The organism is Sorangium sp. So ce204, from assembly GCF_051526795.1.
GTDB classification, from domain to species: Bacteria; Myxococcota_A; Polyangia; order Polyangiales; family Polyangiaceae; genus Sorangium; species Sorangium cellulosum_B.
This window is the reverse complement of sequence record NZ_CP150317.1, coordinates 6,663,786-6,687,871: the sequence shown is the minus strand read 5'-3', so window position 1 is coordinate 6,687,871 and position 24,086 is coordinate 6,663,786. Positions and strand designations below refer to the sequence as shown.

Sequence of the window (24,086 nt, the reverse complement as noted above, 5' to 3'; positions counted from 1 at the left end):
CGAGCACCCTCCATCGAGCGCGCCCTCACCCCGCCCGCAGCCTCCACACCGCGGGCCGCAGCAGCAGCAGCGGCGCGGCAAAACCCGCGATGACGAACGCCCAGACGGTCGCCTCCACGCCGATCCGCCCCGCGAGCCAGCCGGCCGCCAGGGTGCCCGCCGGCAGGAGCGCCCCGGTGAGCACATGGAGCGTGGCATCGACCCGGCCGAGCACGTGCAACGGCAACATGGATTGCCGGGCGCTCACCGCGTGGATCATGAACGCCATGAGGAACGCGTCCCCCACGAGCTGGTGCACCACGAGCGCAGGGACCGCGAGCCGCCCGAGCTGCGCCGCCAGCGGGATGAGCGCGCAGCCGGCCTGGCTCATGAACAGGCTGACGATCATCGCCGGCCCGGCGCCGAGGCGTCGGCCGAGCCAGCCCGCGAGGAAGCTGCCGCCCAGCGCGCCGATGCCGCCCACGCTGATGATCAGCCCGACCGTTGTCGTGTCCAGCCGCAGATGCTCCAGAAGAAAGAGCATGTACAGCGCGGAGAAGGCCCCGCCGAGCAGGAGGGCGTGGGCGCCCATCGCCAGGAACGTCGCCCCGACAACGGGGTGGCCCAGGCCGTGGCGCAGCCCCACCCGGAGATCCTCGACCAGCGAGGCGCCCCCATCGCCTCCGCCGCCCGCGGGGACGGCCGGCGCCTCCGTCGCCCGGATGCGCCCGAGGAGCGCCGCCGACACGAGGTACGACAGCGCGTCCACCACCATCGTCACCGGCGCCGTCAGCGCCTGGATCAGGATGCCCGCGGCGCCGGGGCCGGCGATCTCCGCGGCGGCCTCGGTCCCCTCCAGCCTGGCGTTGGCCTTGACCAGCTGCTCCTGCCCCACGAGCGCCGGCAAGTAGGCGTTGTCGGCGATCTGGAACAGCGACGTGGCCATGCCCACCAGCGCGGCCACCACGGAGAGCTGGAGCAGGGTGAGCGTGCCCGTCCAGGCCGCGATCGGGACCGAGAGGATCAGCGCCGCGCGCACGAGATCCGCGCCGACGAGGAGCGGCCGCTTGCGCGAGCGATCGACGAGCCCGCCCGCGAAGAGCCCCACGAGGACGCCCGGCGCGGTGGACACGGCGGAGAGGAGCGCCACGCCCGACGCGTCGGCCCCGAGGCTCACGATGGCGATCACGGGCAGCGCCGTCCGGCTGATGCGGCTGCCCACGGCGCTCACCGCCTGCGCCGCCCAGAGGCGCAGGAAGTCGGGGTGACGAGAGAGGCCGGCGGGGGGAGGGGACATCGTCTGGGGCGTGAGCAGAGCAGAAAGAAGGAGGGAAGGAGAAGCGCGCATTGTCGAACGCGGCGGATCGGCGGCCATGCGATGACCGCTCACGGTCGCGTCGGGTTCTCGGAAGACACCGCCCTCCTCCCCGGACCGTCCACCGAGAACGCAACTCGCTGGATTGCGTCGGGGCGCCCGCATCCCGCTCGCCTCTCCGGGCAGGCGCGGCTACGAAGGCAGGCCTGGAGTCCCACGCGACCATGCCCACGCTGCTGCGTTCACCGGCCACCAGGCTCGGCGCCGCGCTCGTCGCCATCGCGATGGCGCTCGTCGGCTTCCTGCCCCTCTTCGACGGCCCCGGCTACGAGAGCGCGCTCGCCGCCGGCCTGATCGTCCCGGGCGCCGCGGCGATCGTGACCGCCCTCGACGTCGCCGCGCATCGGCCGCCGCCTGTCGAGGCGTTCCGCCGCGGCGTCGCGAGCGGCGCCCTGCTCGCGGTCGTCGCGTACGCCACCACGCTGGCGCACGGACTGCGCGCCGGCTTCTGCGATGTGCTCGGCGGCTCGGCGCACTTCGCCCTCGGGCCCGGGATCGGCGCGGCGCTCGGCGGCGCCTGGGGCGCGGTCGCGGGCGAGATCGCCGCCGGCATCCGCCGCGACGACGCCGCGCCTCCCCGCCCGGCGTGGCGGCGCCGGCTCATCGCCGTCGTCGCGGCGCTCGCCGCCCCCCTCGGCGCGATCGGCGTGAGCGCCGTCCGCTTCTACACGAGCCCGATCGTCTTCGCCTACGACCCCTTCGCCGGCTTCTTCAGCGGCACCCTCTACGACACGGTCGTCGACGCGTCCGGGCTGCTGACGTACCGCGCGGGGACGCTGGCCACGCTTTTCGCGGCGTCGGCGCTCGCGCAGCACCTCGTGCACGACGCGGGCGGGCGGGTGTCGTTCCAGTCGCAGGGCCGGCCCGGGCTGCTCCTGCTCGGCGGCGTGAGCGCCGCGCTGAGCGCCGCGACCGTCCTGGAGGGCGCGCGCCTCGGCCACTTCCAGACCTCCGAGACCATCGCGGCCGAGCTCGGCGCGCTCTCGAAGGGCCAGCGCTGCGAGGTCGTCCACCCGCGCGGCATGCGCGAGGCCGACGTCCAGCGCTTCGTGCGCGAGTGCGACGCCCACATCGAGGCCGGCGAGCGCTGGCTCGGGGCGCCCGCGGTGGTCGACGGCCAGCCGCTCCGGGTCCGCGCCTACCTGTTCGAGAGCGCGGCGCAGAAGGGCGCGCTCATGGGCGCGTCGCGCACGTACGTCGCGAAGCCGTGGCGCCGCGAGGTGTACCTGCAGGCCGCCGGCTACCCGCACCCGACGCTCGGGCACGAGATCATGCACGTGCTCGCCGGCGCCTTCGCCCGCGGCCCGTTCAAGGTCGCCGGGCGGCTCGGCGGGTGGCTCCCCGACCCGGGGCTCATCGAGGGGATCGCCGTCGCCGGCTCGCCCAGGGAGGGCGAGGACCTGAGCCCGCGCGCGTGGGCCAGGGCGATGAAAGATCTCGGGATCCTGCCGCCGCTCGCGCGCCTGTTCGCGCTCGGCTTCCTCGCCGAGAACTCGTCGACCGCCTACACCGTGAGCGGCGCGTTCGTCGGCCACGTGCGCGCGACGTACGGCGCCGACGCGGTGCGCGCCTGGTACGGCGGCAAGGCGCTGCCGGAGATCACCGGCGCCTCGTGGGCCGTGATGGAGCGCGCGTGGCACGCCGATCTCGACGCGCTCACGCTCCCCGACGCGGCGAAGGCGCAGGCGAAGGCCCGCTTCGATCGGCCGGCGCTCTTCGAGCGTCGCTGCCCGCACGTGGTCGACGCGTGCACCCACGAGGCGGAGGCGCTGCGCGCGCGCGGCGACCACGAGGGCGCCATCGCCGCGTACCGGCGCGTGCTGTCGCTCGACCGGAGCCCCGCGCCGCGCATCGCCATCGCCGAGACGCGGCTCGCCAGCGACGCGCCCGGCGAGCGCAGCGAGGGCATCCGCGAGCTCGAGGGCATCGCCGGGGACGGGTCGATCCCGCGCCACCTGCGCGACCGCGCGGCCGAGCGCCTCGGCGACGTCGCGCTCGCCGCGGGCGACCGGGAGCGCGCGGCGGCGCGGTACAGCGAGGTCGCCGGCCGGCTCGTCGACGAGGATCGGCTCCGGACGCTCGACGTGAAGATGGCCGCCGCGAACGACGAACGCGCCCGCGCGGCCATCGTCGAGCTGCTGATCGGCACGCGCGGCGGCGCGCCCGACAGGATCCGCGCGGCGGAGCTCCTCGGCGCGTGGGCCGCGCAGTCCCCCGGCGACGGCCTGCCGAACTACCTGCTCGGCCGCCATTACCTGGGCGACGGCCGCTTCGATGAGGCCGCCGATCGCCTGGATCGGGCGCTCGCGGCCCACCTGCCCGTCCAGCGGGTCTGGATCGAGGCCGAGCGGCTGCGGCTCGTCGTCGCGTGCGGCGTCGAGGACGTCGAGACCGCCCGCAGGATGTTCGCCCAGTACGCAGCGCACGACGGGGCCGCCGGCACGGGGCCGGCCGTGAGCGAGGAGCGCCGGGACGCCGCCCTCCGCCTGCTCGAGCGCTGCGCCGGCGCGGCGGCCCGGCCTACGTCCCCGGCGACCGCGGGCGACCCGCCGGCCGGAGAAAAGTGAAGAATGCCTCTCGTCCCTGCGCGCTGACGTGGTGAGATGTCGTGGAAATGCACGCTGAGCCTGCGAGCGAGAGGGTTGGCCGCCTCGTCGCGCTGAACGCCGTCCTCACCGTCGTGGCCCGCCACTCGAACCTGCTCCTGCCGAGGCCGTTCGAGGAGCTCGCCGGGGCCGTCGGCCGGTTCGCCGCGTTCCAGGTCTTCGCGGTGGTGTTCCCGGAGCCGGAGGGCGGGCTCCGCGCGTACGCGGTCTTCCGCGGCGACGCGCTCGCCGCCGCGCCGTTCGGCGCGCGCCTGCCGGCGCCCGCGGCGCTCTTCCGGCGGGTGTTCGCCGAGGGCGAGCCGTTCTCCTGCGACGACGCCCGCGCGGGGAACGCCCTCGCCCAGATGGGGGCCGGCGAGGGGTGCCTCTCGTACGTCGCGCTCCCGGTGCGGGCCGCGCCTCCGGGCGCCGAGCCCGGCCACCCCGCCGCGCGCTCCGGGCCGGCCGGCGCCGCGGCCGGCGGCTTCGGCTGCCCGATCATCGCGGCGCTCGTCGTCGGCTACGGAGACGCCGGCGCGGCCGCCTCGGCGCCGATCCCGCTCCTCGAGGAGATCGCCGACGCGCTCGGCGCCGGCCTGGATCGCTCGCTGCGCGTCGTCGCCGGGGAGCGCGAGGCCGCCGAGCGGCTGCTCAGGATCCGCGAGCTCGAGGAGCAGCACCGGAACCTCCTCGACAACGCGCCGCTCATCATCTTCCGGCTCGATCCCGAGTCCGGCGAGCTCTCTTTCCTGAACCGGCACGCCGAGCGGCTCCTGGGCGTGCCGGTGGCCGAGGCGCTCAGGACGCCGGGCTTCCTCGGGGAGGCCCACGCCGACCCGGAGGGCGTGATGTGCTTCGAGGACGCGGTCGCGCGGGCCAAGCTCGGGGCCCCGTCGGCCTCCTACGAGGCGCGCCTGCGGCGGCGGGGCGGCGACGCGATCACCGCGCGCGGCACGGTGTACCCGCTCGTCTCGGATCGCGGCCGCGTCGTGGCGATCGAGGGCGTCCTCGCGGACGTGAGCACCGAGCACGCGGCGCGCACGCGGCTCATCCAGGTCGATCGCCTCTCGACGCTCGGCACGCTCGCGGCCGGCGTGGCGCACGAGATCAACAACCCCGCGGCGTTCATCCTGCTCGGCCTGGACATGCTCGACCGCCTCCTGCGCGGCCCGAACGTGCGCATGGAGGGCAGCGCCGCCTCCAGCGCGTCGGAGCTCGTGAAGGAGCTGCGCGACTCGATCAAGCGCATCGTCGACATCGTCCGCGATCTCAAGCTGTTCGCGAGCCCGCCGCAGCCCGAGGGCTCGCGGCGCACGCTGACGGACGCGAACCGCACGGTCGAGTCCGCGCTGAGCCTCACGCGCGGCCAGATCATCGAGCGGGCGCAGATCGTGAAGAACCTCTCCGAGGTGCCGCCGATCCTCATGGATGACGGCCGGCTCGGCCAGGTCATCGTGAACCTCCTCGTCAACGCGGCCCAGGCGATCCCGAAGCCGGGCTCGAAGCACGAGCCCCGCGACCAGACGGTGACGGTCGAGACGCGCAGCGACGGGGAGACGGTCGAGATCGTGGTGAGCGACACCGGCGCCGGCATTGCGGAGGAAAACCTGCCGCGCATCTGGGCGCCCTTCTTCACGACGAAAGGTCCGGAGGTCGGCACGGGGCTCGGGCTGTCGATCAGCCGCGAGATCATCGAGCGCGCGGGCGGGCAGATCACGGCGGAGAGCCCCGTCCCGGGGCGCGTCCCGCCCGGCGGCGCGCGGTTCATCATCTCGCTGCCCGCGGCGGGGCGGACGGACGAGGCGACGCCGAGCGTCTCGCCTGTGCCGCGGCTCGTCTCGAAGCGGGTGCGGGTGCTCGTGGTGGAGGACGAGGCGTCGCTCGCCCGCGCGCTGTCCGATCAGCTGGGCCGCGTGCACGAGGTGGCGCTCGCGCCGAGCGCCGACGCCGCGATGGGGATGCTCGCGGGCGGGCAGCGCTTCGACGTGGTGCTCTGCGATCTGCGCATGCCCGGCATGTCGGGCGACGTCTTCTACACGCGGATCCGCGAGAGCGATCCTGTGCTGGCGCAGGGGTTCATCTTCATGACCGGCGTGGGCTTCGGCGCGGACGTCGAGCGGTTCCTCGCCTCGTCGGGCCGCCCGCTCCTGGAGAAGCCGTTCTCCGCCGAGGACGCGCTCTCCGCGATCGCCGAGGTCGTCTCCGCGAACTCCGCGCCCCGCCCGGAGGCGCGCGACAGCAGCAGGTGAGAGGCGCCCGCGCTGTCGCCAGCGGGGCCTCGCCGCCGCCCACGCCGCGCGCTCGCGATCCGTGGCCGGCGCGCCCGCTGGAGCGCGCTGGTCACGGACGGATCAGCCGAGGAGCTGCGCGCAGATCTGCTGGAGCTCCCGCAGCACGTCTGGGGTGGCCTGCAAGGTGATCCGGGAGCGGTGCTCGCCCTCCTGGTAGCTCAGCGTGAGCAGGACGACGGGCGCCGTGATCTTCGCCCCGCGGCTCGCGGCCGCGATCGTGTCGACGCGCCAGTCGACGCCGGTGAGCAGCTTGCCGTGGTCGAGCAGCGCGCCGCGCACGATCTCCCGCCGCACGACCGCTCGTGCCTGGTCGTAGCCGGCGAGCAGGATCGCCTGGAGCTCCTCGGCGCCGTCGCCCGGCGCGAGCGCCGCGAGGTCGGCCGCGAGCGCGGCGCGGTCGAGGTCGCGCTTGCTCGCCTCGCGGACGAGGAACCGGCACGCCTTGAGCACGCGCGCGAGCGCCTCGGAGCCGACCTCGTGCCGGCGGCAGAACGCGTCGAGGAGCCGCTCGACGGCGGCGGGCACCGGCTCGCCGAGGCTCGGCCCGAGCGCCTCCCAGAGGCGCTGCCGCGCGCCCTCCGGCAGCTCCAGGAGCCGGCGCAGGTCGACGGCGAGCTCCGGGGGCGGCGGCGCTCCGCCGAGGCAGCGGAGCTCGGCGCGGGGGGAGGGCGCTTCGCGGGCGGGGGTGCTCATCGCGATCGCGCCAACCATCGCTGAGCCTCTCGTTTATGTCCACCTTCGTGCTCGACCTGGGCGACGGCGATGCCGAGCGCGGCCCCGTGGGGTGGGTTTCGGCTAGAGTGACCGACATGCGCCTCACGAGGCTGAAGCTGAAGGATATCGGTCCGTTCGAGGATGCGACCTTCGAGATCCCGGAGCCGCAGGGATCGGGGGAGCTCGTACTGTTCGAAGGACCGAACGGAAGCGGGAAGACGACCATCATCGAGGCGATCGCGGTCCTCCTGTCCGGCTCCTGGAAGCGCGGCGACGTGTCGGTCGACGAGGCGGCGCAGCGCATGGATGAGTTCCCCTGGCTCTGTACGACTCCCCCGCTGCGCAGCTTCCTCCGAAGGCGGCGCGAGCCCCGCTACGCAGCGGCGGCGAGCATCGAGCACGACGGGCACTCAATGAACGTCGTGCTCACCCCTTCAGAACGGCTGCGGTCGCGCGGCAATGAAACGACCATCGAGTGGAGCGAGCGTACCTACGGCAACGCCGTGCTCGCGAGGCTCGATCGCTTCGGGACCTGGGTCGAGCGCGACGAGCCGGTCGAGTGGGCCGCGTTTGCGTACCGGGCTCACCAGCAGTCGGCCGAGCTCGCCACCGCCGGCCCGCGAGACATCGACGTCGCGCCGCTCTCGGGTGCGCTGTCATTCGGCGCCCATCACCCCGAGTCGGGCCTGCTCGGGCAGCTCCTCGCGAACCTGGAGAACGAGCGCACCAAGGCGCTAGTCTACTCGAGCGAGGCCGACGAGCGGCGGCGGCGCGAGCTCGCTTCGGTCGCGGAGTCGCGGAAGGAAGCCATCCGCCGCTTCGAGCGGGTCTTCTCCGAGGTCCTCGGGCGTCGCACCACGATCCAGTTCTCGCTCGATCGACAGGCGCCCGAGATCCTGTTCGACGGTGAGCCCATCCCCATCGAGCTGCTGGGCGAAGGGCTGCGGAGCACGATGGCGTGGCTCTCCGATCTCCTCGTACGGCTTGAGCGAGTCCGCTGGGCCGATGTGACGAGGGCGCCGGTTGACCAGGATTTTTGGCTGATCCTCGACGAGATCGACGAGAGCCTCCACCCCACGCTGCAGGCCCGCATCCTGCCAGCGGTGCGCGAGCTGTTCCCGAACGCCCGCATCTACGCCACCACGCACTCGCCGTTCGTCGTCGCCTCCGCGGGGCAGGGCGTCGTCTTCCCGATCCGACCAGCGGCGGATCATCGCGTCCGCGGCGACGTCGCGCCGATGACGCTGGAGCCCGGCCAGTCGCTCGAATGGGTGGTCACCGAGATCTTCGAGGCGCAGGCCGGCTTCGTCGACCAGAAGACGCGCGACCTGCTTGACGCCCACAGGCGCGAGATCCGCCGTGTGCAGCGCAACGGCTCGATCGATTGGGATGCCTTCCTCGCGCGGCGAGCAGATCTCATGGCGCTCAACGACGAGGTGCGCGCCGTGGTCGCCATCCAGGAGGTGCCCGTCCGGGTCGAGGTCGATCGGCACCTGCGCGCCAGGGCCGACGCGCAGAGCGATCAGGCCGGCGCGTGACGCCCTTTCGAAGGCAGCCAGAGCCGCCGTTCTGGGCGGCCAGGGAGCAGAAGTGGCACGACCATGCGCGCGACTGGCGAACCACGGACCCGCTCAACAAGTGGCGCCATCAGAAGCGATCTCTCGCATCGTGGTTCCATGAGCTGGTGCGAGAGGCGTCCGAGCCGAGGATGTGCGCCTACTGCGATGGACCGCTCCTGGAGCAGTCCCGCGAGACGATCGATCACTTCCTGCCCGTCCACGAGTTTCGTGAGCTCGCCCTGTCATGGGAGAACCTCTTCCCAGCCTGTGATCGCTGCAACAGCACGTACAAGAGGGAGCGCTGGTCGTGCAGGCTCGTGCGACCCGATACGGATCCCGTCGGCGAGCTCTTCGACTTCGACGACGACAGCGGATGGCTGCGGCCGCGCGCGAGCCTCGACTGGCCCACGAAGGTCAACGTGCGGCTCACGATCCGCGTGTTCCGCCTGAATGAGCGTCACCGCTGCGAGGCACGTAAGCGGGTCGTCAAGGAGATGCTCCGCGCTTCGAAGTTGCGGGACGACGCCGCCTTGGATGAGTGCGCTGCACGGGGTCCCTACCGCTTCGTGGCGCGGCACGTTCTCCGGGCGCTGCGGGCGCTCGAGGGCACACCCTCCACGTGAGCTTCGAAATCACGTGCGTCATCCAGCAGCGATGACTCGACTACGGATGCGCTGCCGCGAGCGCGCCGCGACGTCCGCGTGGCCATCACTGCGACCTCGCGCCGTGCTCTGACGCGAGATCGTGCCTCACTTGCTCAGCTTGATCGGGACGTAGAGCGCCCGCATCGTCGCCGCCGTGCCCGCGCGCGTGTACCCGGCGAGGCCGAACAGGACGTTCCACCAGTGACCTTCCGGGGTCTCGCCGTACGAGAACAGGGGGACGAGGTGGAACTCCCACTCCTTGCCGTTCCGCACCCGGTGCTCCCGGTACACGGTGTTGAGCGCGACCTGCGTCACGGAGTTTGGATCCGCGAACCGGAAGAAGAACGGCAGGGCCACCGTGGTGCGCGACGTCGGCGACGCGAAGTCCCAGAGGAACGGCGCGACGACGAGGTGCGTCGAGTCGCGGTTCCTCCCCGAGTAGAAGAACGGATAGATGTCCGTCTCCCAGCCGGTGAGATCCCGCGTGTGCCGCACGAGCGGCGTGAGCCACGTGGTGTCGCTCAACCCGTGGCGCTTGAAGCGGCCATAGAACGGGAAGAGGACGAGATCATCGCTGCGCGGCGAGGTGTTCCGGTAATAGAACGGGAGCAGGAACGTCCGCTCGAGATCGATGGCCGGATCCCGGTACTGCCAGAAGAGCGGCGTGATCATGTCGAGCTCCGTCCGCCCTCGGTAGCGAGCGTAGCCCCAGGTCGCGAAGGTGCTCTCCCCCTCCTCGCCGCGCGCCTTCAGGAAGAGCGGCGTGACGAGCAGGCTCTTGTTGCCCTCGTACCCGTAGTGGAAGAACGGGAACAGCGTCGTGCGATCGTGGTTCTTGCCCCAGCTGTGCCAGTAGAAGGGCATGATGTTGAACACGTCGCCCTTGCGGGAGTGCTGCCACATCAGCGGGCCCCACACGTTCGTGGAGCGGTCTCCGACGTCGCTGTAGTGGTAGTAGTGCAGGAGCGGCGGGATGACCTCGTACTCGCTGCTCTCGTCGTGGCCGTAGAAGTAGAGGGGGGCCAGGCCGAGATCGATCTTGTCGGCGGAGCGCGTGTCGCACGCGGGGCCGCCCTTCCAGCTGCAGAAGAGGGGGCCGATCAGGTTGAAGCCGCTCTGCGCCGTGTGATGCGTGAAGGTCAGCAGGGGAGGGATGTGGAAGTAGCCGCTCCCGTCGTCGCGCTTGCCCTCGAAGAAGAGCGGCGCGAGCCAGTTGTCGTGCCGGCCCGGCTCCGCCTTCCGCCCCGGGCTCGCGGGGCGCCCCTCGGATTCGCGGTGCATGAACGGGCCGACGATCGTCGTGTACGTGTTCTCGTCGCGGAGCTTCCAGAAGAAGGGGAAGAGCACGTCGGCGTCGACGTCCTTGCTCCGGCGGTTGTAGTAGAGCGGCGTCACCATCGTGGCGCGGTCGCCGGGCATCCGGCGCTCCGCCCACAGGGGGAAGAGCGTCCTGAACTGGTAGCTGCCGCTCCGCTCGCTGTAATAGGGGCCGTACCAGTCGCGCTGGATCTCCTCGGCGCGCCCGCGCTCCCACTCGCCGACGTCGTTCGTGCCGATCTGCTTCTTGACCGCGGGCGGCACCGCCAGCGGGTCTTCCGGCAGGGTCGGCTCCTGGGTCTGGATCGGGCTCTCCTCGGACGTCGGCGCCGCGTGCGTCTCCGGCGTGCCGGGCGGCGGCTTCGGCGGCGCGCTCGCGGGCGGCGGCTGCGTCATGCCGGGCTGGCCGAAGCCGAGCTGCGCCGCCGCGACGGACGGCGCGGCGAGCGCGGCCAGCGCCGCGGCGAGCGACAGCGCCGATCCCGCGCGGCGAGCGCGGCCCCGCCCCTCGCCCGCCGGCGCGCCGCGCGCCCCTCGCGAGCAGCCCCGCGCTCCCATCGCCTCGGAGGAGGTCAACGCGCTCCCCGCTGGCCGCCGGGCGACGCCTCTAGGGCCCGATCCGCGAGCACGCGCGCCGCACCCTCCAGCGGGATCTCCTCCTGCACGTGCGCCACGAGATCCTTGATCTGGAGCACGCCGCGCTCGATCTCCGCGTCGCCCAGGATCACGCAGAGCCGCGCGCCGAGGGAGTCCGCGCGCCGGAGCATCGCCTTGAGCCGCCCGCCGCGCCCGTCGAGCTCGACCGGGACGCCGAGCGCGCGCAGCTGCTTCGCCAGCACGAGCGCCTGATCCGCGCCGCTCTGGCCGAGCGGAGCGAGGAAGCAGCCTGGCCTCCGGCGGGGCGAGGCGCCGGGCATCATCGTGAGCAGCCGCTCCATCCCCATCGCGAAGCCGATCGCGGGCACGCTCGGCCCGCCGAGCCCCGCGACCATCGCGTCGTAGCGGCCGCCGCCCGCGAGCGTGCTCTGGGCGCCGAGATCGCCCGCGGTCGCCTTCACCTCGAAGAGCGTGCGCGTGTAGTAGTCGAGCCCCCGCACGAGCGATCGATCGACGACGTAGTTCACGCCGAGCACGTCGAGGCAGCGGCGCACGCCCTCCCAGTGCGCCCGGTCCGCGTCGTCGAGCAGATCGAGGATCGACGGCGCGTCGCGCGACACCTCGTGATCGCGCTGGTCCTTCGAGTCGAGGATGCGCAGGGGGTTCTTCTCGAGGCGGCGCTGCGAGTCCTCGCTGAGCTCGGCCTTGCGCGGCGTGTAGTGGGCGAGCAGCGCCTCGCGGTAGCGCTCGCGCGTGCCCGCGCTGCCGAGCGAGTTCACGTGGACCACGAACTCGCCGACCCCGATGCGCTGCAGGAAGCCGGCGACGAGGTCGATCGTCTCGGCGTCGCAGAGCGGCCCGGGATCGCCGAAGAGCTCGCAGCCGGCCTGGTAGAACTGGCGGTAGCGCCCCTTCGCCGGCCGCTCGCCGCGGAACATCGGGCCGAGGTAGTACCAGCGGGTGACCGGCTCCTTCGCGTGGACCGCGTGCTCGACGTAGGCGCGCGCGGCGCCCGCGGTGCCCTCGGGGCGGACGGTGAGGTGATCGCCGTGGCGTTCGAAGGAGTACATCTCCTTCTCGACCACGTCCGTCGTCTCCCCCATCTGGTGCCGGAAGAGCTCCGTCGGCTCGAGCAGCGGCGTGCGCACCTCGGCATAGCCGTGGAGCTCCGCGTGGAGGCGGAAGGCCCCCTCGAGCTTGTGCCAGCGCTCCACCTCTTCGGGGAGGATGTCGTTCATCCCCCGTACCGCGCGCAGTTCCATCGCGCGGCGCTTATGGTCGGTGCTGGCGAGCGGGTCAAGCCGGTCGGATGCTTCCGGGTTACGCTCGGGTCTCGCCGGCGCGTCGCCCGAGGACTATGGGGTCTTTCCAGAGGCATGGCGAAGGCGAAGACACGCGCTGCGGCGATCGATCTTGGGAAGGCCCGCGTGGGCGTGGCCGTGACCGACGAGCTCGGGCTCTACGCGCACCCGCGGCCGCTGCTCGACGGGCGGAACCGGAAGGCGCTCCTGGAGGCCCTCGCGGCGCTCGCTCGGGACGAAGGCATCACCCGGTTCCTCGTGGGGCTGCCGCTCGAGATGAACGGGGACGAGGGGCCCGCCGCGCGGCGGGCGGTGGCCTTCGCGCAGGCGCTGGCGGACGCGGCCGGCGTCGAGGTGGAGCTCGTCGACGAGCGGCTGACGACGGTCGAGGCGGCACGGCGGCTGCGCGACGGGGGCGTCTCGGGGCGGAAGAGCAAGGAGCGCGTCGACGGGGCGGCGGCGGCGCTGCTGCTCCAGGCGTGGCTGGACCGGCGCTAGGGCGGGGCTACCGGCTCTCGCTGCGGAGCAAGAGGTACGCGCCGGCGGCGCCGACCGCGCCGACCGCGAACAGCACGACGTCCCACATGGGCCACGCGACGCCGGCCGCGCGCCGGAGGACGACGGCCTCCACCACCCGCACGAGCAGCGACGCGAAGCCGTACGCGCACAGGCCGACCACGATCGGCCGGCGCAGGTTGTCGGCCAGATCGACCGCCTTCATGCTGTTGTTCCAGACGGTCTTGCGCACGTGGCTCGCGCTGATCAGCGCGGGGGTGATCAGCGCGAAGCCGATCCCGGACGCGAGCAGGACGGCCTCGAGGCCCGTCAGGTTGTCGGTCACCTGGCCGCCGCGCGACAGGCGGATGATCGCGGTGACGAGCGTGATCAGGCTGCCGGCGACCCAGAAGAGGCCGAGCGCGAAGAGCAGCAGGATGAGCGGCCTCGCCATGGTCACCTGCTGCGCCTGGCGGAGCTGCATCGTCGGCGCAACGCGCGGCGCCGACGGCATCGACACGCGCGGCCCGGGCAACCCGGGGGCGTCGAGCTCCTTGGGCTCGGCCTCGCTCGTGTCGTAGAGCGCGAGCTCCGCGTCGAGCTCCTCCATCGTCTGGTACCGATGGCCGGGCTCCTTCGCCATGGCCCGCTGGATGATCATCTCGAGCGGCTCGGGGATGCTCGGCTCGAGCGAGCGCGGGCGGGGCGGCTCCTCGGTGAGCACCGCGGTGAGCGTCGCGGTCGGATCGTTGCGGTCGAACGGGCGGCTGCCGGTGAGGGCGCAGTAGAGGATCGCGCCGACGGCGTAGATGTCCGCCCGGTGATCGACGCGCTCGCCGCGGGCCTGCTCGGGCGCCATGTACGAGGGCGTGCCCATGATCATGCCGGTCTGCGTGAGCGCGGCGCCCGGCGCGTCGTCGACCTTGGAGATGCCGAAGTCGATCACCTTGGCCGTCGGCATCGCGAGGTCGCCGGTGAGGAACACGTTCTCCGGCTTCATGTCGCGGTGCACCACGCCCTTCGCGTGGGCCGCGGCGAGCGCCTTGCAGATCTGCCGGACGATGCGCACGGCGGGGCCGGTCTTCATCTTGCCGGCCTCGTTGAGGTAGTCGGCGAGCTCCTTGCCTTCGAGGAACTCGTTCACGAGGAACGGACGGCCCTCCGCGGTGCGGTGGACGTCGAAGACGGTGACGACGTACGGGCTCTGCACAGCGGCCGCGGCCTCGGCCTCGCGCTGGAAGCGCGAGATCACCTGGGGCTGCCGCGCGAACTCCGGGTGCAGCATCTTGATGGCGAACCGCTTGCTGGCGATCCGCGTGTGGCGCGCCTCGTAGACGCGCCCCATGCCGCCCTCGCCGACGACGCGCACGACCGTGTACGTCTCGTTGAGCGTCTTGCCGACGAGATCGTCGCGGAGCGCGTCGTCCTCCGACTCGTCGAGCGTCGCGGCGTCGCGCGGGCAAACCCTGAACTCGGCCGGGTACCGGACCCCGCAGGTGGGGCAGACCTTGGGGGTCGAGTTGTCGCTCCCGGGGGTCGGGAGCGCCGTGGCGGAAGCGGAAGAGGAGAGGCTCGTCATCGCGGTCGCGATATGAAGGTCCGACTGCGAGCCGCGCGCGTCCGACTGCGGTCGGGAGGCTTCGTCAGGGGGCCGGATGGTGCCGGGCATCGCCGACCGAGGGTAACCAATCGGCCGTTCTGGGGGTGACAAATCGCGCGGCCGTGTCGACCGCGTTGACGGACCGAGGCACCTGCGTATACTCGCGCGCTCCTCAGCTCACTGGCCTGAACTTCGCGGGCTCCCGCCACTACGGGCGTGGGGCTCACATTCAGGCGTCACTTGGCCAGCCGCCGGTCCCGTTCTTCCGTTTTCGGGGAAGACGAGCCGGCCCGGACGCTCGGTAGCGCACCGGCAGGGCCATGGAGAGCCAGCCATGCTGCACTCGGTTCAGAAGACGGACATCATCCAGAAGTACGCGATCCACGACGGCGACACCGGGTCGCCGGAGGTCCAGATCGCCCTCCTCAGCGAGCGGATCAACCAGCTGCAGGAGCACTTCCGCACGCACCAGAAGGACCACCACTCCCGCCGCGGCCTGCTGAAGCTGGTGAGCCAGCGCCGCCGGCAGCTCGACTACCTGAAGCGCGTCGACATCGAGCGCTACCGCAGCCTCATCAACCGCCTCAACCTCCGCAAGTAGCGCGATAAGTAACGCGATCCTCGGGCCGATCGGGCCTGAGGTCCCGGCGCGAGGCGTGCGCCGCACGACCGCGCTGCGCGAGAGCAGGCGACCTCGCCTGCCGTCGGCCTGCCGGGCCTGTCTGTCCCACCTGCTGCTTCACCCCACCACCGGCGGTTCCTTCAGCGGCCCGTCCGCGTGTGATCGATCCTGCTCGCGGCCAGCACGCGCGCGGTCCGCCTCATCCGCGGTTCCGCGCGCCTTTCTGCACAAGCGCCCCTCTGCGCGCGGCCGTTCCGGTCCCTTCCGTTCGGGAGGTTTTGCGAGACGCACCCCTGAACGCCTGCGTTTTGCGCTGGCGAGAGTGGAGCGGACGCTCTAAGGAGGTCACTCATTGACCACGGACCGGCGGGGCGATCGGGCCTCGCCGTTCCCGAGCGCGGGCTCCGCGCGTCTTCGTCTTCGCTTCGTGCGCAGCAGGTCGGCTCCTGCGCAGGAACCGAGGAAGAAGAGCAGCCCCTCGCGCTCGGCGTAGCGCCGCACGCAGCGGCCCTCGCGATCGCGCGAGAGAGAGCTGAAATCCCAATGTTCGTTCGTGAATCCGTCATGGTGGGCGGCCGTGCCCTCACCCTCGAGACAGGCCGCCTGGCCAAGCAGGCCCACGGGGCCGTGCTCGTCACCTACGGCGATACGATGGTGCTCGTGACCGCCGTCTCGCAGGACGAGCGGCCGGGCCTCGACTTCTTCCCCCTCACCTGCGAGTTCGTCGAGAAGACGTACGCCGCCGGCAAGATCCCCGGCGGCTTCTTCAAACGTGAGGCGCGCCAGCGCGAGGAGGAGATCCTCTCGAGCCGCCTCATGGATCGCCCGCTCCGCCCCCTCTTCCCGGAGGGCTTCAAGCGGGACACGCAGATCATCGCGACCGTCCTCTCCAGCGACAAGCAGAACAAGGCGGACGTCCTCGCCCTCACGGGGGCGAGCGCCGCGCTGCACATCTCGGACATCCCCTGGCAGGGGCCTGTCGTGGGCGTGCGCGTGGGCCGGCTCGACGGCGAGTTCGTGGCGTACCCCACGGTCGCCGACATCGAGCGCTGCGACATCGACCTCGTCGTCGCCTGCTCGCGCGACGCGATCGTGATGGTCGAGGGCGGCGCCGCGGAGGCGACCGAGGCGGAGATCATCGACGCGCTGATGTTCGCGCACGAGACCGCGCAGCCGGTGATCGATCTGATCGAGAAGATGCGCGCCGCGGTGGGCAAGCCGAAGCGCGAGTTCGTCGCGCCGGCGCTGCCGGAGGAGATCAAGCGGCGCGTCGCCCAGATCGTCGACGAGGACCTGAAGGCCGCGACGAAGGTGACCGACAAGAAGGCGCGCTACGACGGCTACAGCTCGCTCAAGAAGAAGCTGACCGAGACGCTGAACGCCGAGCTCGGCGCCGAGAAGCTCCTGCCCCTCCAGGGGCTCGTGAAGGCGGAGTTCGAGGAGCGCAAGGCGCACGTCGTCCGCACCTACGTGACCGAGGAGGGCAGGCGCATCGACGGCCGCGACGGCAGGAGCATCCGGCCGATCATGTGCGAGGTCGGCCTGCTGCCGCGCGTGCACGGCAGCGCCCTGTTCCAGCGCGGCGAGACGCAGGCGATCGTCACGACGACGCTCGGCACCTCGACCGACGAGCAGAAGATCGACGGCCTGATGGGGGAGACGTGGAAGCGCTTCTACCTCCACTACAACTTCCCCCCCTTCTCGACGGGCGAGACGAAGCCGCTCCGCGGCCCCGGCCGGCGCGAGATCGGCCACGGCGCGCTCGCCGAGCGCGCGCTCTCCCGGATGATCCCCGCGCCGGATCAGTTCCCGTACACGATCCGCATCGTGTCGGAGACGCTCGAGTCGAACGGCTCGTCGTCGATGGCGGCCGTCTGCGGCGGGTGCCTCTCGCTCATGGACGCGGGCGTGCCGATCAAGTCGCCCGTCGCGGGCATCGCGATGGGCCTCATCATGGAGGGCCAGCGTTACGCGGTGCTCTCGGACATCCTCGGCGACGAGGATCACCTCGGCGACATGGACTTCAAGGTCTGCGGCACGGCGCGCGGCGTGACCGCGATCCAGATGGACATCAAGATCGCGGGCCTGAGCCGGCAGATCCTGGCGCAGGCGCTGGATCAGGCGCGCGAGGGGCGGCTCCACATCCTGGGCAAGATGCTCGAGACGCTGCCGACCACGCGGCCCGAGCTCAGCCAGTACGCGCCGCGGATCACCACGGTGCGCGTGAAGCCCGACCAGATCCGGCTGATCATCGGCCCCGGCGGCAAGACCATCAAGGGCATCGTCGACCAGACCGGGGTCGCGATCGACGTCGAGGACGACGGCACGGTGAACGTCGCGTCGGCCGACTCCGACGCGGTGAAGAGGGCGCTCGACATCATCAAGGGCCTGACGGCCGAGCCCGAGGTCGGCGCGACCTACAAGGGGACGGTCAAGCGCATCACCGACTTCGGCGCCTTCGTCGAGATCCTCCCGAACACCGACGGCCTGCTGCACATCTCGGAGATGGCCCACACGCGCGTCGAGCGCGTCGAGGACGTCGTCAAGGAGGGAGATTCGCTCGACGTGAAGGTGCTGAGCGTCGATCGCGAGGGGAAGATCCGGCTGAGCCGGCGCGAGCTGCTCCCGCTCCCGGAAGGCGAAGAGGGGGATCGGGCGCGCGAGCGCATGGCGCAGGCGCGCGACGCCGGCCCGCCGCCGCGGCGCGATGGACCGGGCGGGCGGGGCGGCGATCGCGGCGGCGATCGCGGATCGCGGCCCGGCCTGGAGCGCGATCGTGGCGGCCCGCCGCGTGAGCGCCGAGAGCGCCGCTCCTAGTAGATACAAGCCCCCAGGGCGGGACCTCATGCCGCGCTGCGGCGCGCGCCCGAGCCGTCCCGCCGCTCACTCGCCCTCCGAGAGATCTCCGATTCGCAGCGATCCGCGGCCGTGCGCGCGGATCGCCGCTGCGCACGGCCGGGCGCCGCGCTGCTGCGTTGACGCGCGCGTGCGCCGCGCCGCGCAGCGGCTCATCCCCCAGCTGCTTTGTTGGAATCCGGTGAAGTCCGCATGGCCCGTTCACAATCAGGGTAGTGTCGCGACCCCTGCTCGTGGCATGCTCCGCCCGTGCTCGTACGCAGAGCGAAAATCGTCTGTACCATTGGCCCTTCGTGTGACTCTCAAACGACGCTGGAGCAGCTCATCCGCGCCGGTATGGATGTCGCTCGACTCAACTTCTCTCACGGCTCGCATGAGGATCATGGCAAAGCAATCGCCACGGTCCGTGCGGCTGCGGAGGCATGCGGGAAGCCTGTGGCTATCCTGCAGGACCTCTGCGGCCCGAAGATCCGAGCCGGTCGCTTCCCCGGCAACACCTTCGAGGTGGCTGACGGGGCTACCGTTTGGCTGACCGAGGCGAACAGGGACAGCCCTGTCGCGACGCCCGGCGAGATCCCGATCCTCTACGAGGGGCTCGCGTCCGATCTGCAGCCGGGTGACGTCGTCCTGATGGACGACGGCCGCGTCGTCGTCACCGTGACCAAGGTCGAAGGAGACCGCGTCCAGGCCGGCGTGACGCAGGGCGGACGTCTGCGCGATCGCGTCGGCGTCCACCTGCCCGCCAGGCGTGTGCGCATCTCCGCGCTGACCGAGAAGGACAAGGCCGACCTCAGCTTCGGCCTCGCGCAGGGGGTCGACTATGTCGCCCTCTCGTTCGTCCGCAACGCGGACGAGGTCCGTCACGTCCGCGACATCTGCGAGGCCTGGGGTCGCCCGACGCCGATCGTCTCCAAGATCGAGACGCCAGGCGCCATCGACAACCTCGAGGCGATCATCCTCGCCTCGGACGGGGTGATGGTCGCGCGCGGCGATCTCGGCGTGGAGTTCAACCCGGAGCGGGTGCCGATCATCCAGCGCGAGATCCTCGGCCTCGCCCGCGTGCACCAGAAGCCGGTCATCGTCGCGACCGAGATGCTCCAGTCGATGGTGACCGCGACGCGCCCGACGCGCGCCGAGGCGAGCGACGTGGCGACGGCCGTCTTCGACGGCACCGACGCGGTCATGCTCTCGCAGGAGACCGCGACGGGCGCGCACCCGCCGCTCGTCGTGCGGATGATGGCCCGCATCGTGACGGAGGCCGAGCAGAGCTCGTTCTACCGTTATCTCTCGAGCGAGCAGCCCGGCCAGCGCGCCAACGTCCCCGAGGCGACCGCGCGCAACGCGTGCGACATCGCGCGGGACATCGGCGCGAAGCTGATCGTCGCGTTCACCGAGAGCGGCCTCACCGCGCGGTACGCGTCGAAGGCGCGCCCCGTCGTGCCGATCGTCGCGTTCTCGCCGAACGACACGACGCGCCGGCGCCTCGCGCTGCTGTGGGGCGTGGTGCCGCTCCCGATCGACGCGCTCATCAACTCGGACGAGATGATCGAGCGCGCCACCGGGTACCTGCTTGCGAACGGCCTCGTCTCGCCGGGCGACAAGCTCGTCACCATCTTCGGCGCTCCTGTCGGCGTCTCGGGGTCGACCAACACGATTCGGGTGAAGGTCGTTGAATGAGCCTGCCCGCCCGCGATAGGGGCTCGTCGGGCGAGCAGGAATCCCTCTCCAGAAACGCGGGCGCAGAAGTCCTCCCGAAGCTCGAGAAATACGAGCTGATCGAGGAGCTAGGCCACGGCGGGATGGCCACGGTCTACCGCGCCCGCGACCCGCGGCTCCGCCGCGAGGTCGCCGTCAAGATCATCCACAAGCACCTCCGGGAGAACGCGGAGGTCGGCACCCGCTTCGTCGCCGAGGCGCGCGCGGCGGCGAAGCTGCGCCACCCCGGCATCGTCGAGGTGTACGACGTCTCCAGCGAGCAGGACCGCGAGCGCTACCTCGTCGTCGAGCTGCTCCGCGGCGCCACGCTGCGCAAGATCCTGGGCGCCCACCGCGAGATGCCGGCCGAGATCGGCGCCGCGGTGGTGCTCGAGCTCTGCGACGCGCTGGAGCACGCGCACGCGTCGGGGATCATCCACCGCGACGTGAAGCCGGAGAACGTGCTCGTCGAGCTGCCCTCCGACCGCGACGGTGAAGGCCGCCGGGACGGCGCGAGCGTGGTGATCAAGCTCACCGACTTCGGCATCGCCAAGATCCTCGACGCTCAGGGCGTCACCTCGACGGGGCAGGTGCTCGGCTCTCCGGCGCACATGGCGCCGGAGCAGATCGAGGGCGGCGAGGTCGACGCGCGCACCGACGTGTTCGCGCTCGGGGTGCTCTTCTACGAGTGTCTCGTCGGGCACCTGCCGTTCGAGGGCAAGAACCCGGCGCAGGTGCTCCGCAAGGTGCTCGAGGGGATCTACCCGGAGGCCGAGCGCGAGCGAGCCACCGTGGGCGCGCGCTGGAGCCGGATCGTCGCGGGCGCCCTCGCGCACGACATCGCCGCGCGCCCGGCGAACCCCCGCGCGCTCGCGGATCAGATCAGGGCCGAGCTCACGGCGCTCGGGATCGCGGAGCCGCGCGCCGAGCTCGCCGCCTACTTCGCCGACCCGGCAGGCTACGCCGAGCGGCACGTCGCGGGGCTCGTCCCGCGCCTCGTGGCGCGCGCGGAGGCCGGCCGCAAGCGCGGCGACGTGCCCGGCGCGGCCGCCGACTACAACCGGGCGCTGGCCCTCGCGCCGAACGACCTCACCATCCTCAAGCGGCTCGCGAAGCTGAACGCGAGCCGCAACCGGCAGAAGCTCGCGCTGCGCGCGCTGCTCGTCGCGCTCGGGTCGGTGGCGCTCGGCCTCGCCGCGTTCACGATCGCCCGCGCGCTCCGCGACCCGCCGCCGGTGGACGTGGACGCGCTCGCGGCGGCCGAGCCGCCGCCGGCGCCCCCGACGCCGCCGACGCGCATCGACGCCCTCGTCCCGTCGCCGAACGTGCGCGCCGTCGCGCCGAGCGCCAGGGAGGTCGCGAGCGCGCCGCGGCCCCGCGCGCGGCCACCGTCGCCGCACATCTCGCCCTCGCCCGCGCCGACGGAGGACGTTCCGGCGGTGCGCGACGTCGTCTTCCAGATCGTCCCGAGCGGAGCCAGGCTGGTGCTCGATGGCGTCGAGATCAGCTGGTTCGGCGCGAACAAGGTCACGCCGCTCAAGATCGGCACACACACCGTTCACATCAGCGTGCCCAGCTCGCGGTGCTGCAAGCCGTACGCGGGTGTCATCTCGGTCGTGGCGCCGAAGCCCGGCGCCTCCGCGCCGCAGCGGATCATCCACAAGCTGGAGATCCTGCCCAGCACGGTCGTCCTGAGCGGCGCGCCGCCGAGCGCGCAGGTCGCGTGCCCGCAGATCGGCCTGATCGGCTACGCGGGCACCCCGCAGGCCGTGACCTTGAACGACGTGTCCTGGAGCGGGAGCTGCCTCTTCACGCCCGCGACGCCGGAGGCCGCGCCGCGCGTCGGCAACGTGACGCTGGTGGCCGGCGAGCCGAACACGGTTTCCTGGCCGTCCGGCTGACGGCATCGCCGTCATTGTGGCGTCCGCTCCGGAATTCTCAGCATCCCCGTCCAAACTCCGCTACATCACGGCGCACCCCTTCCGCATGGCTGCGCGAACTCCAGGCAGGAGATCTCCCGGCGCTCGCTTCCCATCGGTCGGGGGCTGCCGCGCCCTGCGCGCGCCGCGGCGCCTCGCGGCGGCGGCCGCCGCCGCCCTCGCGCTCTGCTTCGCGGCGCCGGCGCGCGCCGACGACGTGCAGCAGTTCGAGCTCGCCAAGACGCGCTTCGACGCCGGGCACTACGAGGAGGCCGTGAGCCGCTTCGCGGCGATGCTCGATCCCGCGAACGCGCTTTGCGAGCGCGGCCCGATCGAGGCGGAGGGCAAGCCGTGCAGGATCTCCGAGCCCGGCCTGGTCGAGCGGGCGCGCGGCCTCGCCGCCGCGGCGCTCGTGGCGCTGCGGCGCACGAGCGAGGCCGAGGCGTACATCGAGAAGATCCTCCTCGACAACCCGATGTACTCGCCGAACCCGGCGGTGTTCCAGCCCGAGGTCATCGATCGGTTCACCGCGGTCAGGGCGCGCATCCGGGCGCGCATCGAGGAGGTGACGCGGCAGAAGGCCGAGGCGCAGCGCGCGGCGCGGCTGCGGGTCGAGCGGAGCCGCGAGGACGAGCGCCGCTGGGTCGCCGAGCTCCATCACCTCGCCGGGCGCGAGCGCGTCGTGGCGCAGAACTCCCGCTGGACCGCGATGCTGCCCTTCGGGGTGGGGCAGTTCCAGAACGGCGACGATGGGCTCGGCTGGTTCTTCCTGGTGAGCCAGGCCGTCGCCGGCGGGACCTCGATCGTCTCGGCGATCGCGCTGGCCAGCTACGAGAACGTCGACGTCTCGCCGAGGTCCTCGGGGCAGGGCGGCGGCCCGGTGCAGCGCGTCGACATCGACGCGCTGAACAGCCGTATCGGGACCGCGGCCGCCGTCAACCGCGTGGCCTTCGGGGCGTTCGCGACGCTCGTCGCGGCCGGGATCGCCCACGCGCAGATCACGTTCGTCCCCGAGCGGGTCTCCTTCCGGACGCGCCCCGTGCCGCCGCCGCCGCCGAGCTTCACCGCCGCGCCGACGATCTCCGTCGTCCCCGGCGGCCTGATCGCGGGGCTCACCGGACGGTTCTGACCGGGGGCGCCGCGCGGCTCACGCCTTCCGCGCGGCGGCGATCCAGAACCCGCCGAGCTGGGCGAGCGGCGTGTCGCACAGCGCCCACTCCGCCCTGTGCAGGAGGCGCCCGAGGCCCGGCACGCGCATCGCGGCCGCGAACGGCGTCACGATGCGCACCCCGCGCGAGGCGACGACGCGCACGCCGTCCGGCATCAGGGCGGCGGCGGCGCTCGGCGCGTCGAAGCGCGTGAAGACGGCGCTCTCCCGGGTCCTGTCGCTGATGGCGCCCGCCGGGCCGAGCCGCTTCACGAGCCCGCGCAGGCTGTAGGGGTTGTAGAACTCGGCGATCACGTGCCCGCCGGGCCGCACCACGCGCGCCATCTCCGACAGCGCGCGACGGATGTCCTCCACGTGGGCGAGCACCTTGAACGAGCACGCGACGTCGAAGCTCTCGTCGGCGAACGGCAGGTCGGTCGCGCTCCCCTCCACGACGTCGAGCCCGCGCTCCCGGGCGCGCTCGAGCATGCCGGGCGAGAGATCGACCCCGCGCGCGGCGCGCGCGAACGCGCCGATCCGCGCGAGCAGGAGCCCGGTCCCACACCCCACCTCGAGCACGTCGCGGCCCTCGCCGAAGCGGCGCACGAAGTCGACCTCGAGCGCGTCGACGAGGTCGTGGTAGCCCCCGGGATCGCGCCCTCCGCGCCGGGCCTCGTAGCGCGCCGAGAACTCGTCGTAGTACGCCCGCGTCGCGCGCAGGTGCTCGTCCGTGCCGACCTCTACCGTCTGGGCTCCCATGGGCCCGCTATAGTACTCCGCGCCGCGCGCTGCCCGCGCTCGTTGCGCTCCTTGCGATTCACCGCGCCGGGCCGCATCTCTCCTGCGAGGTGACCCATGAAACCCGGCGACCATCCCGATTTCTTCCGCTTCGCGCCGCCCCCAGGGATCTCCCGCGAGAGCTCGATCCGGCTCGATCGCGAGGGCCGCTTCTGGCACGACGGCGCCCGGGTCGACCATCCGGCGATCGAGCGCGGGCTCCGGTCCTGGATCGGGCGGCACCCGGACGACGGCCGGCCGATCCTCACGAACGGCTACGACTGGTGTTACTTCCAGGCCGACGACGCGCCGCTCTTCGTCGACGCGCTCCGGATCGGCGAGGGCGGCGCGGTCTCGCTGCTCCTGTTCGACGGCACGGAGGAGCCGCTCGATCCGGCGACGCTCTCCCTCGGCGAGGACGGCGTCGTGTACGCGCGCGCCCGGAGCGGCGCGCTCGAGGCGCGCTTCTCGCGCCACGCGCAGACGCAGCTCGCCCCGCTGCTCGTCGAGGCCGAGCCGCCGACGCTCCGCGTGGGCGGGCGCGAGGTCACGCTGCCCCCGCGGGCCGCGCGCTAGCCCCGCGCGCCGGAGATCCAGGGGGGGATCGCCGTCG

Annotated in this window: 17 protein-coding genes; 11 read left to right on the top strand and 6 right to left on the bottom strand. The window is 72.4% G+C overall.

Annotation, left to right across the window (positions count from 1 at the left end; all coding sequences use genetic code 11):
• Positions 1 to 25: 25 nt before the first annotated feature.
• On the bottom strand, positions 26 to 1,276 hold the full coding sequence (locus WMF22_RS24885) for an MFS transporter (protein ID WP_438037223.1): 1,251 nt from the start codon (positions 1,274 to 1,276) through the stop codon (positions 26 to 28).
• Between the two features lie 242 nt (positions 1,277 to 1,518).
• On the opposite strand from WMF22_RS24885, the gene WMF22_RS24880 reads away from it, so the two are divergent.
• Both WMF22_RS24880 and WMF22_RS24875 read left to right on the top strand, forming a co-directional pair.
• Positions 1,519 to 3,921: a hypothetical protein gene (locus WMF22_RS24880; RefSeq protein WP_438037222.1), complete on the top strand. Its 2,403-nt coding sequence runs from the start codon at positions 1,519 to 1,521 to the stop codon at positions 3,919 to 3,921.
• 47 nt (positions 3,922 to 3,968) lie between these two features.
• Complete coding sequence (locus tag WMF22_RS24875; protein ID WP_437301604.1) at positions 3,969 to 6,188, top strand: hybrid sensor histidine kinase/response regulator; 2,220 nt, start codon at positions 3,969 to 3,971, stop codon at positions 6,186 to 6,188.
• Between the two features lie 102 nt (positions 6,189 to 6,290).
• Here WMF22_RS24875 and WMF22_RS24870 read toward each other — a convergent pair whose 3' ends face one another.
• Complete coding sequence (locus WMF22_RS24870) at positions 6,291 to 6,923, bottom strand: COMM domain-containing protein (RefSeq protein WP_438037221.1); 633 nt, start codon at positions 6,921 to 6,923, stop codon at positions 6,291 to 6,293.
• A gap of 35 nt (positions 6,924 to 6,958) precedes the next feature.
• Between WMF22_RS24870 and WMF22_RS24865 the strand changes: the two genes are divergently transcribed.
• Positions 6,959 to 8,482 (top strand): AAA family ATPase, encoded by a 1,524-nt coding sequence (locus WMF22_RS24865; protein ID WP_438037220.1) that lies wholly within the window; start codon positions 6,959 to 6,961, stop codon positions 8,480 to 8,482.
• Positions 8,479 to 9,126, top strand: a complete 648-nt coding sequence (locus tag WMF22_RS24860) for an HNH endonuclease (RefSeq protein WP_438037219.1) — start codon at positions 8,479 to 8,481, stop codon at positions 9,124 to 9,126. Before WMF22_RS24865 ends, WMF22_RS24860 begins: the two co-directional genes overlap by 4 nt.
• A gap of 126 nt (positions 9,127 to 9,252) precedes the next feature.
• On the opposite strand, the gene WMF22_RS24855 is transcribed toward WMF22_RS24860, so the two are convergent.
• On the bottom strand, positions 9,253 to 11,040 hold the full coding sequence (locus tag WMF22_RS24855) for a hypothetical protein (RefSeq protein WP_438037218.1): 1,788 nt from the start codon (positions 11,038 to 11,040) through the stop codon (positions 9,253 to 9,255).
• Positions 11,037 to 12,299: a histidine--tRNA ligase gene (gene hisS / locus WMF22_RS24850; RefSeq protein WP_438037217.1), complete on the bottom strand. Its 1,263-nt coding sequence runs from the start codon at positions 12,297 to 12,299 to the stop codon at positions 11,037 to 11,039. The genes WMF22_RS24855 and hisS overlap by 4 nt, the downstream gene beginning before the upstream one ends.
• Positions 12,300 to 12,437: 138 nt before the next feature.
• On the opposite strand from hisS, the gene ruvX reads away from it, so the two are divergent.
• The gene (gene ruvX / locus WMF22_RS24845) at positions 12,438 to 12,860 is read left to right on the top strand and encodes a Holliday junction resolvase RuvX (RefSeq protein WP_437292487.1); all 423 of its coding nucleotides are present in this window, start codon (positions 12,438 to 12,440) and stop codon (positions 12,858 to 12,860) included.
• 7 nt (positions 12,861 to 12,867) lie between these two features.
• On the opposite strand, the gene WMF22_RS24840 is transcribed toward ruvX, so the two are convergent.
• Positions 12,868 to 14,436, bottom strand: a complete 1,569-nt coding sequence (locus WMF22_RS24840; RefSeq protein WP_437292486.1) for a serine/threonine-protein kinase — start codon at positions 14,434 to 14,436, stop codon at positions 12,868 to 12,870.
• Between the two features lie 355 nt (positions 14,437 to 14,791).
• Here WMF22_RS24840 and rpsO point away from each other — a divergent pair, with 355 nt between their 5' ends.
• The 5 genes from rpsO to WMF22_RS24815 all read left to right on the top strand — a co-directional run bounded on the left by rpsO (position 14,792) and on the right by WMF22_RS24815 (position 22,678).
• Positions 14,792 to 15,058, top strand: a complete 267-nt coding sequence (rpsO, locus tag WMF22_RS24835) for a 30S ribosomal protein S15 (protein WP_012237174.1) — start codon at positions 14,792 to 14,794, stop codon at positions 15,056 to 15,058.
• A gap of 564 nt (positions 15,059 to 15,622) precedes the next feature.
• Positions 15,623 to 17,896, top strand: a complete 2,274-nt coding sequence (pnp, locus tag WMF22_RS24830; protein ID WP_437292485.1) for a polyribonucleotide nucleotidyltransferase — start codon at positions 15,623 to 15,625, stop codon at positions 17,894 to 17,896.
• 288 nt (positions 17,897 to 18,184) lie between these two features.
• Positions 18,185 to 19,612, top strand: coding sequence for a pyruvate kinase (gene pyk, locus WMF22_RS24825; protein WP_437292484.1), 1,428 nt, complete (start codon positions 18,185 to 18,187; stop codon positions 19,610 to 19,612).
• Entirely contained in the window at positions 19,609 to 21,531 is a 1,923-nt protein-coding gene (locus tag WMF22_RS24820; protein WP_438037216.1) for a serine/threonine-protein kinase, read from the top strand. The genes pyk and WMF22_RS24820 overlap by 4 nt, the downstream gene beginning before the upstream one ends.
• Positions 21,532 to 21,616: 85 nt before the next feature.
• Entirely contained in the window at positions 21,617 to 22,678 is a 1,062-nt protein-coding gene (locus WMF22_RS24815) for a hypothetical protein (RefSeq protein ID WP_438037215.1), read from the top strand.
• An 18-nt stretch (positions 22,679 to 22,696) separates the two neighbouring features.
• On the opposite strand, the gene WMF22_RS24810 is transcribed toward WMF22_RS24815, so the two are convergent.
• The gene (locus WMF22_RS24810; RefSeq protein ID WP_437292481.1) at positions 22,697 to 23,455 is read right to left on the bottom strand and encodes a class I SAM-dependent methyltransferase; all 759 of its coding nucleotides are present in this window, start codon (positions 23,453 to 23,455) and stop codon (positions 22,697 to 22,699) included.
• Positions 23,456 to 23,551: 96 nt separating this feature from the next.
• Here WMF22_RS24810 and WMF22_RS24805 point away from each other — a divergent pair, with 96 nt between their 5' ends.
• On the top strand, positions 23,552 to 24,049 hold the full coding sequence (locus tag WMF22_RS24805) for a hypothetical protein (protein ID WP_438037214.1): 498 nt from the start codon (positions 23,552 to 23,554) through the stop codon (positions 24,047 to 24,049).
• Positions 24,050 to 24,086: the final 37 nt, after the last annotated feature.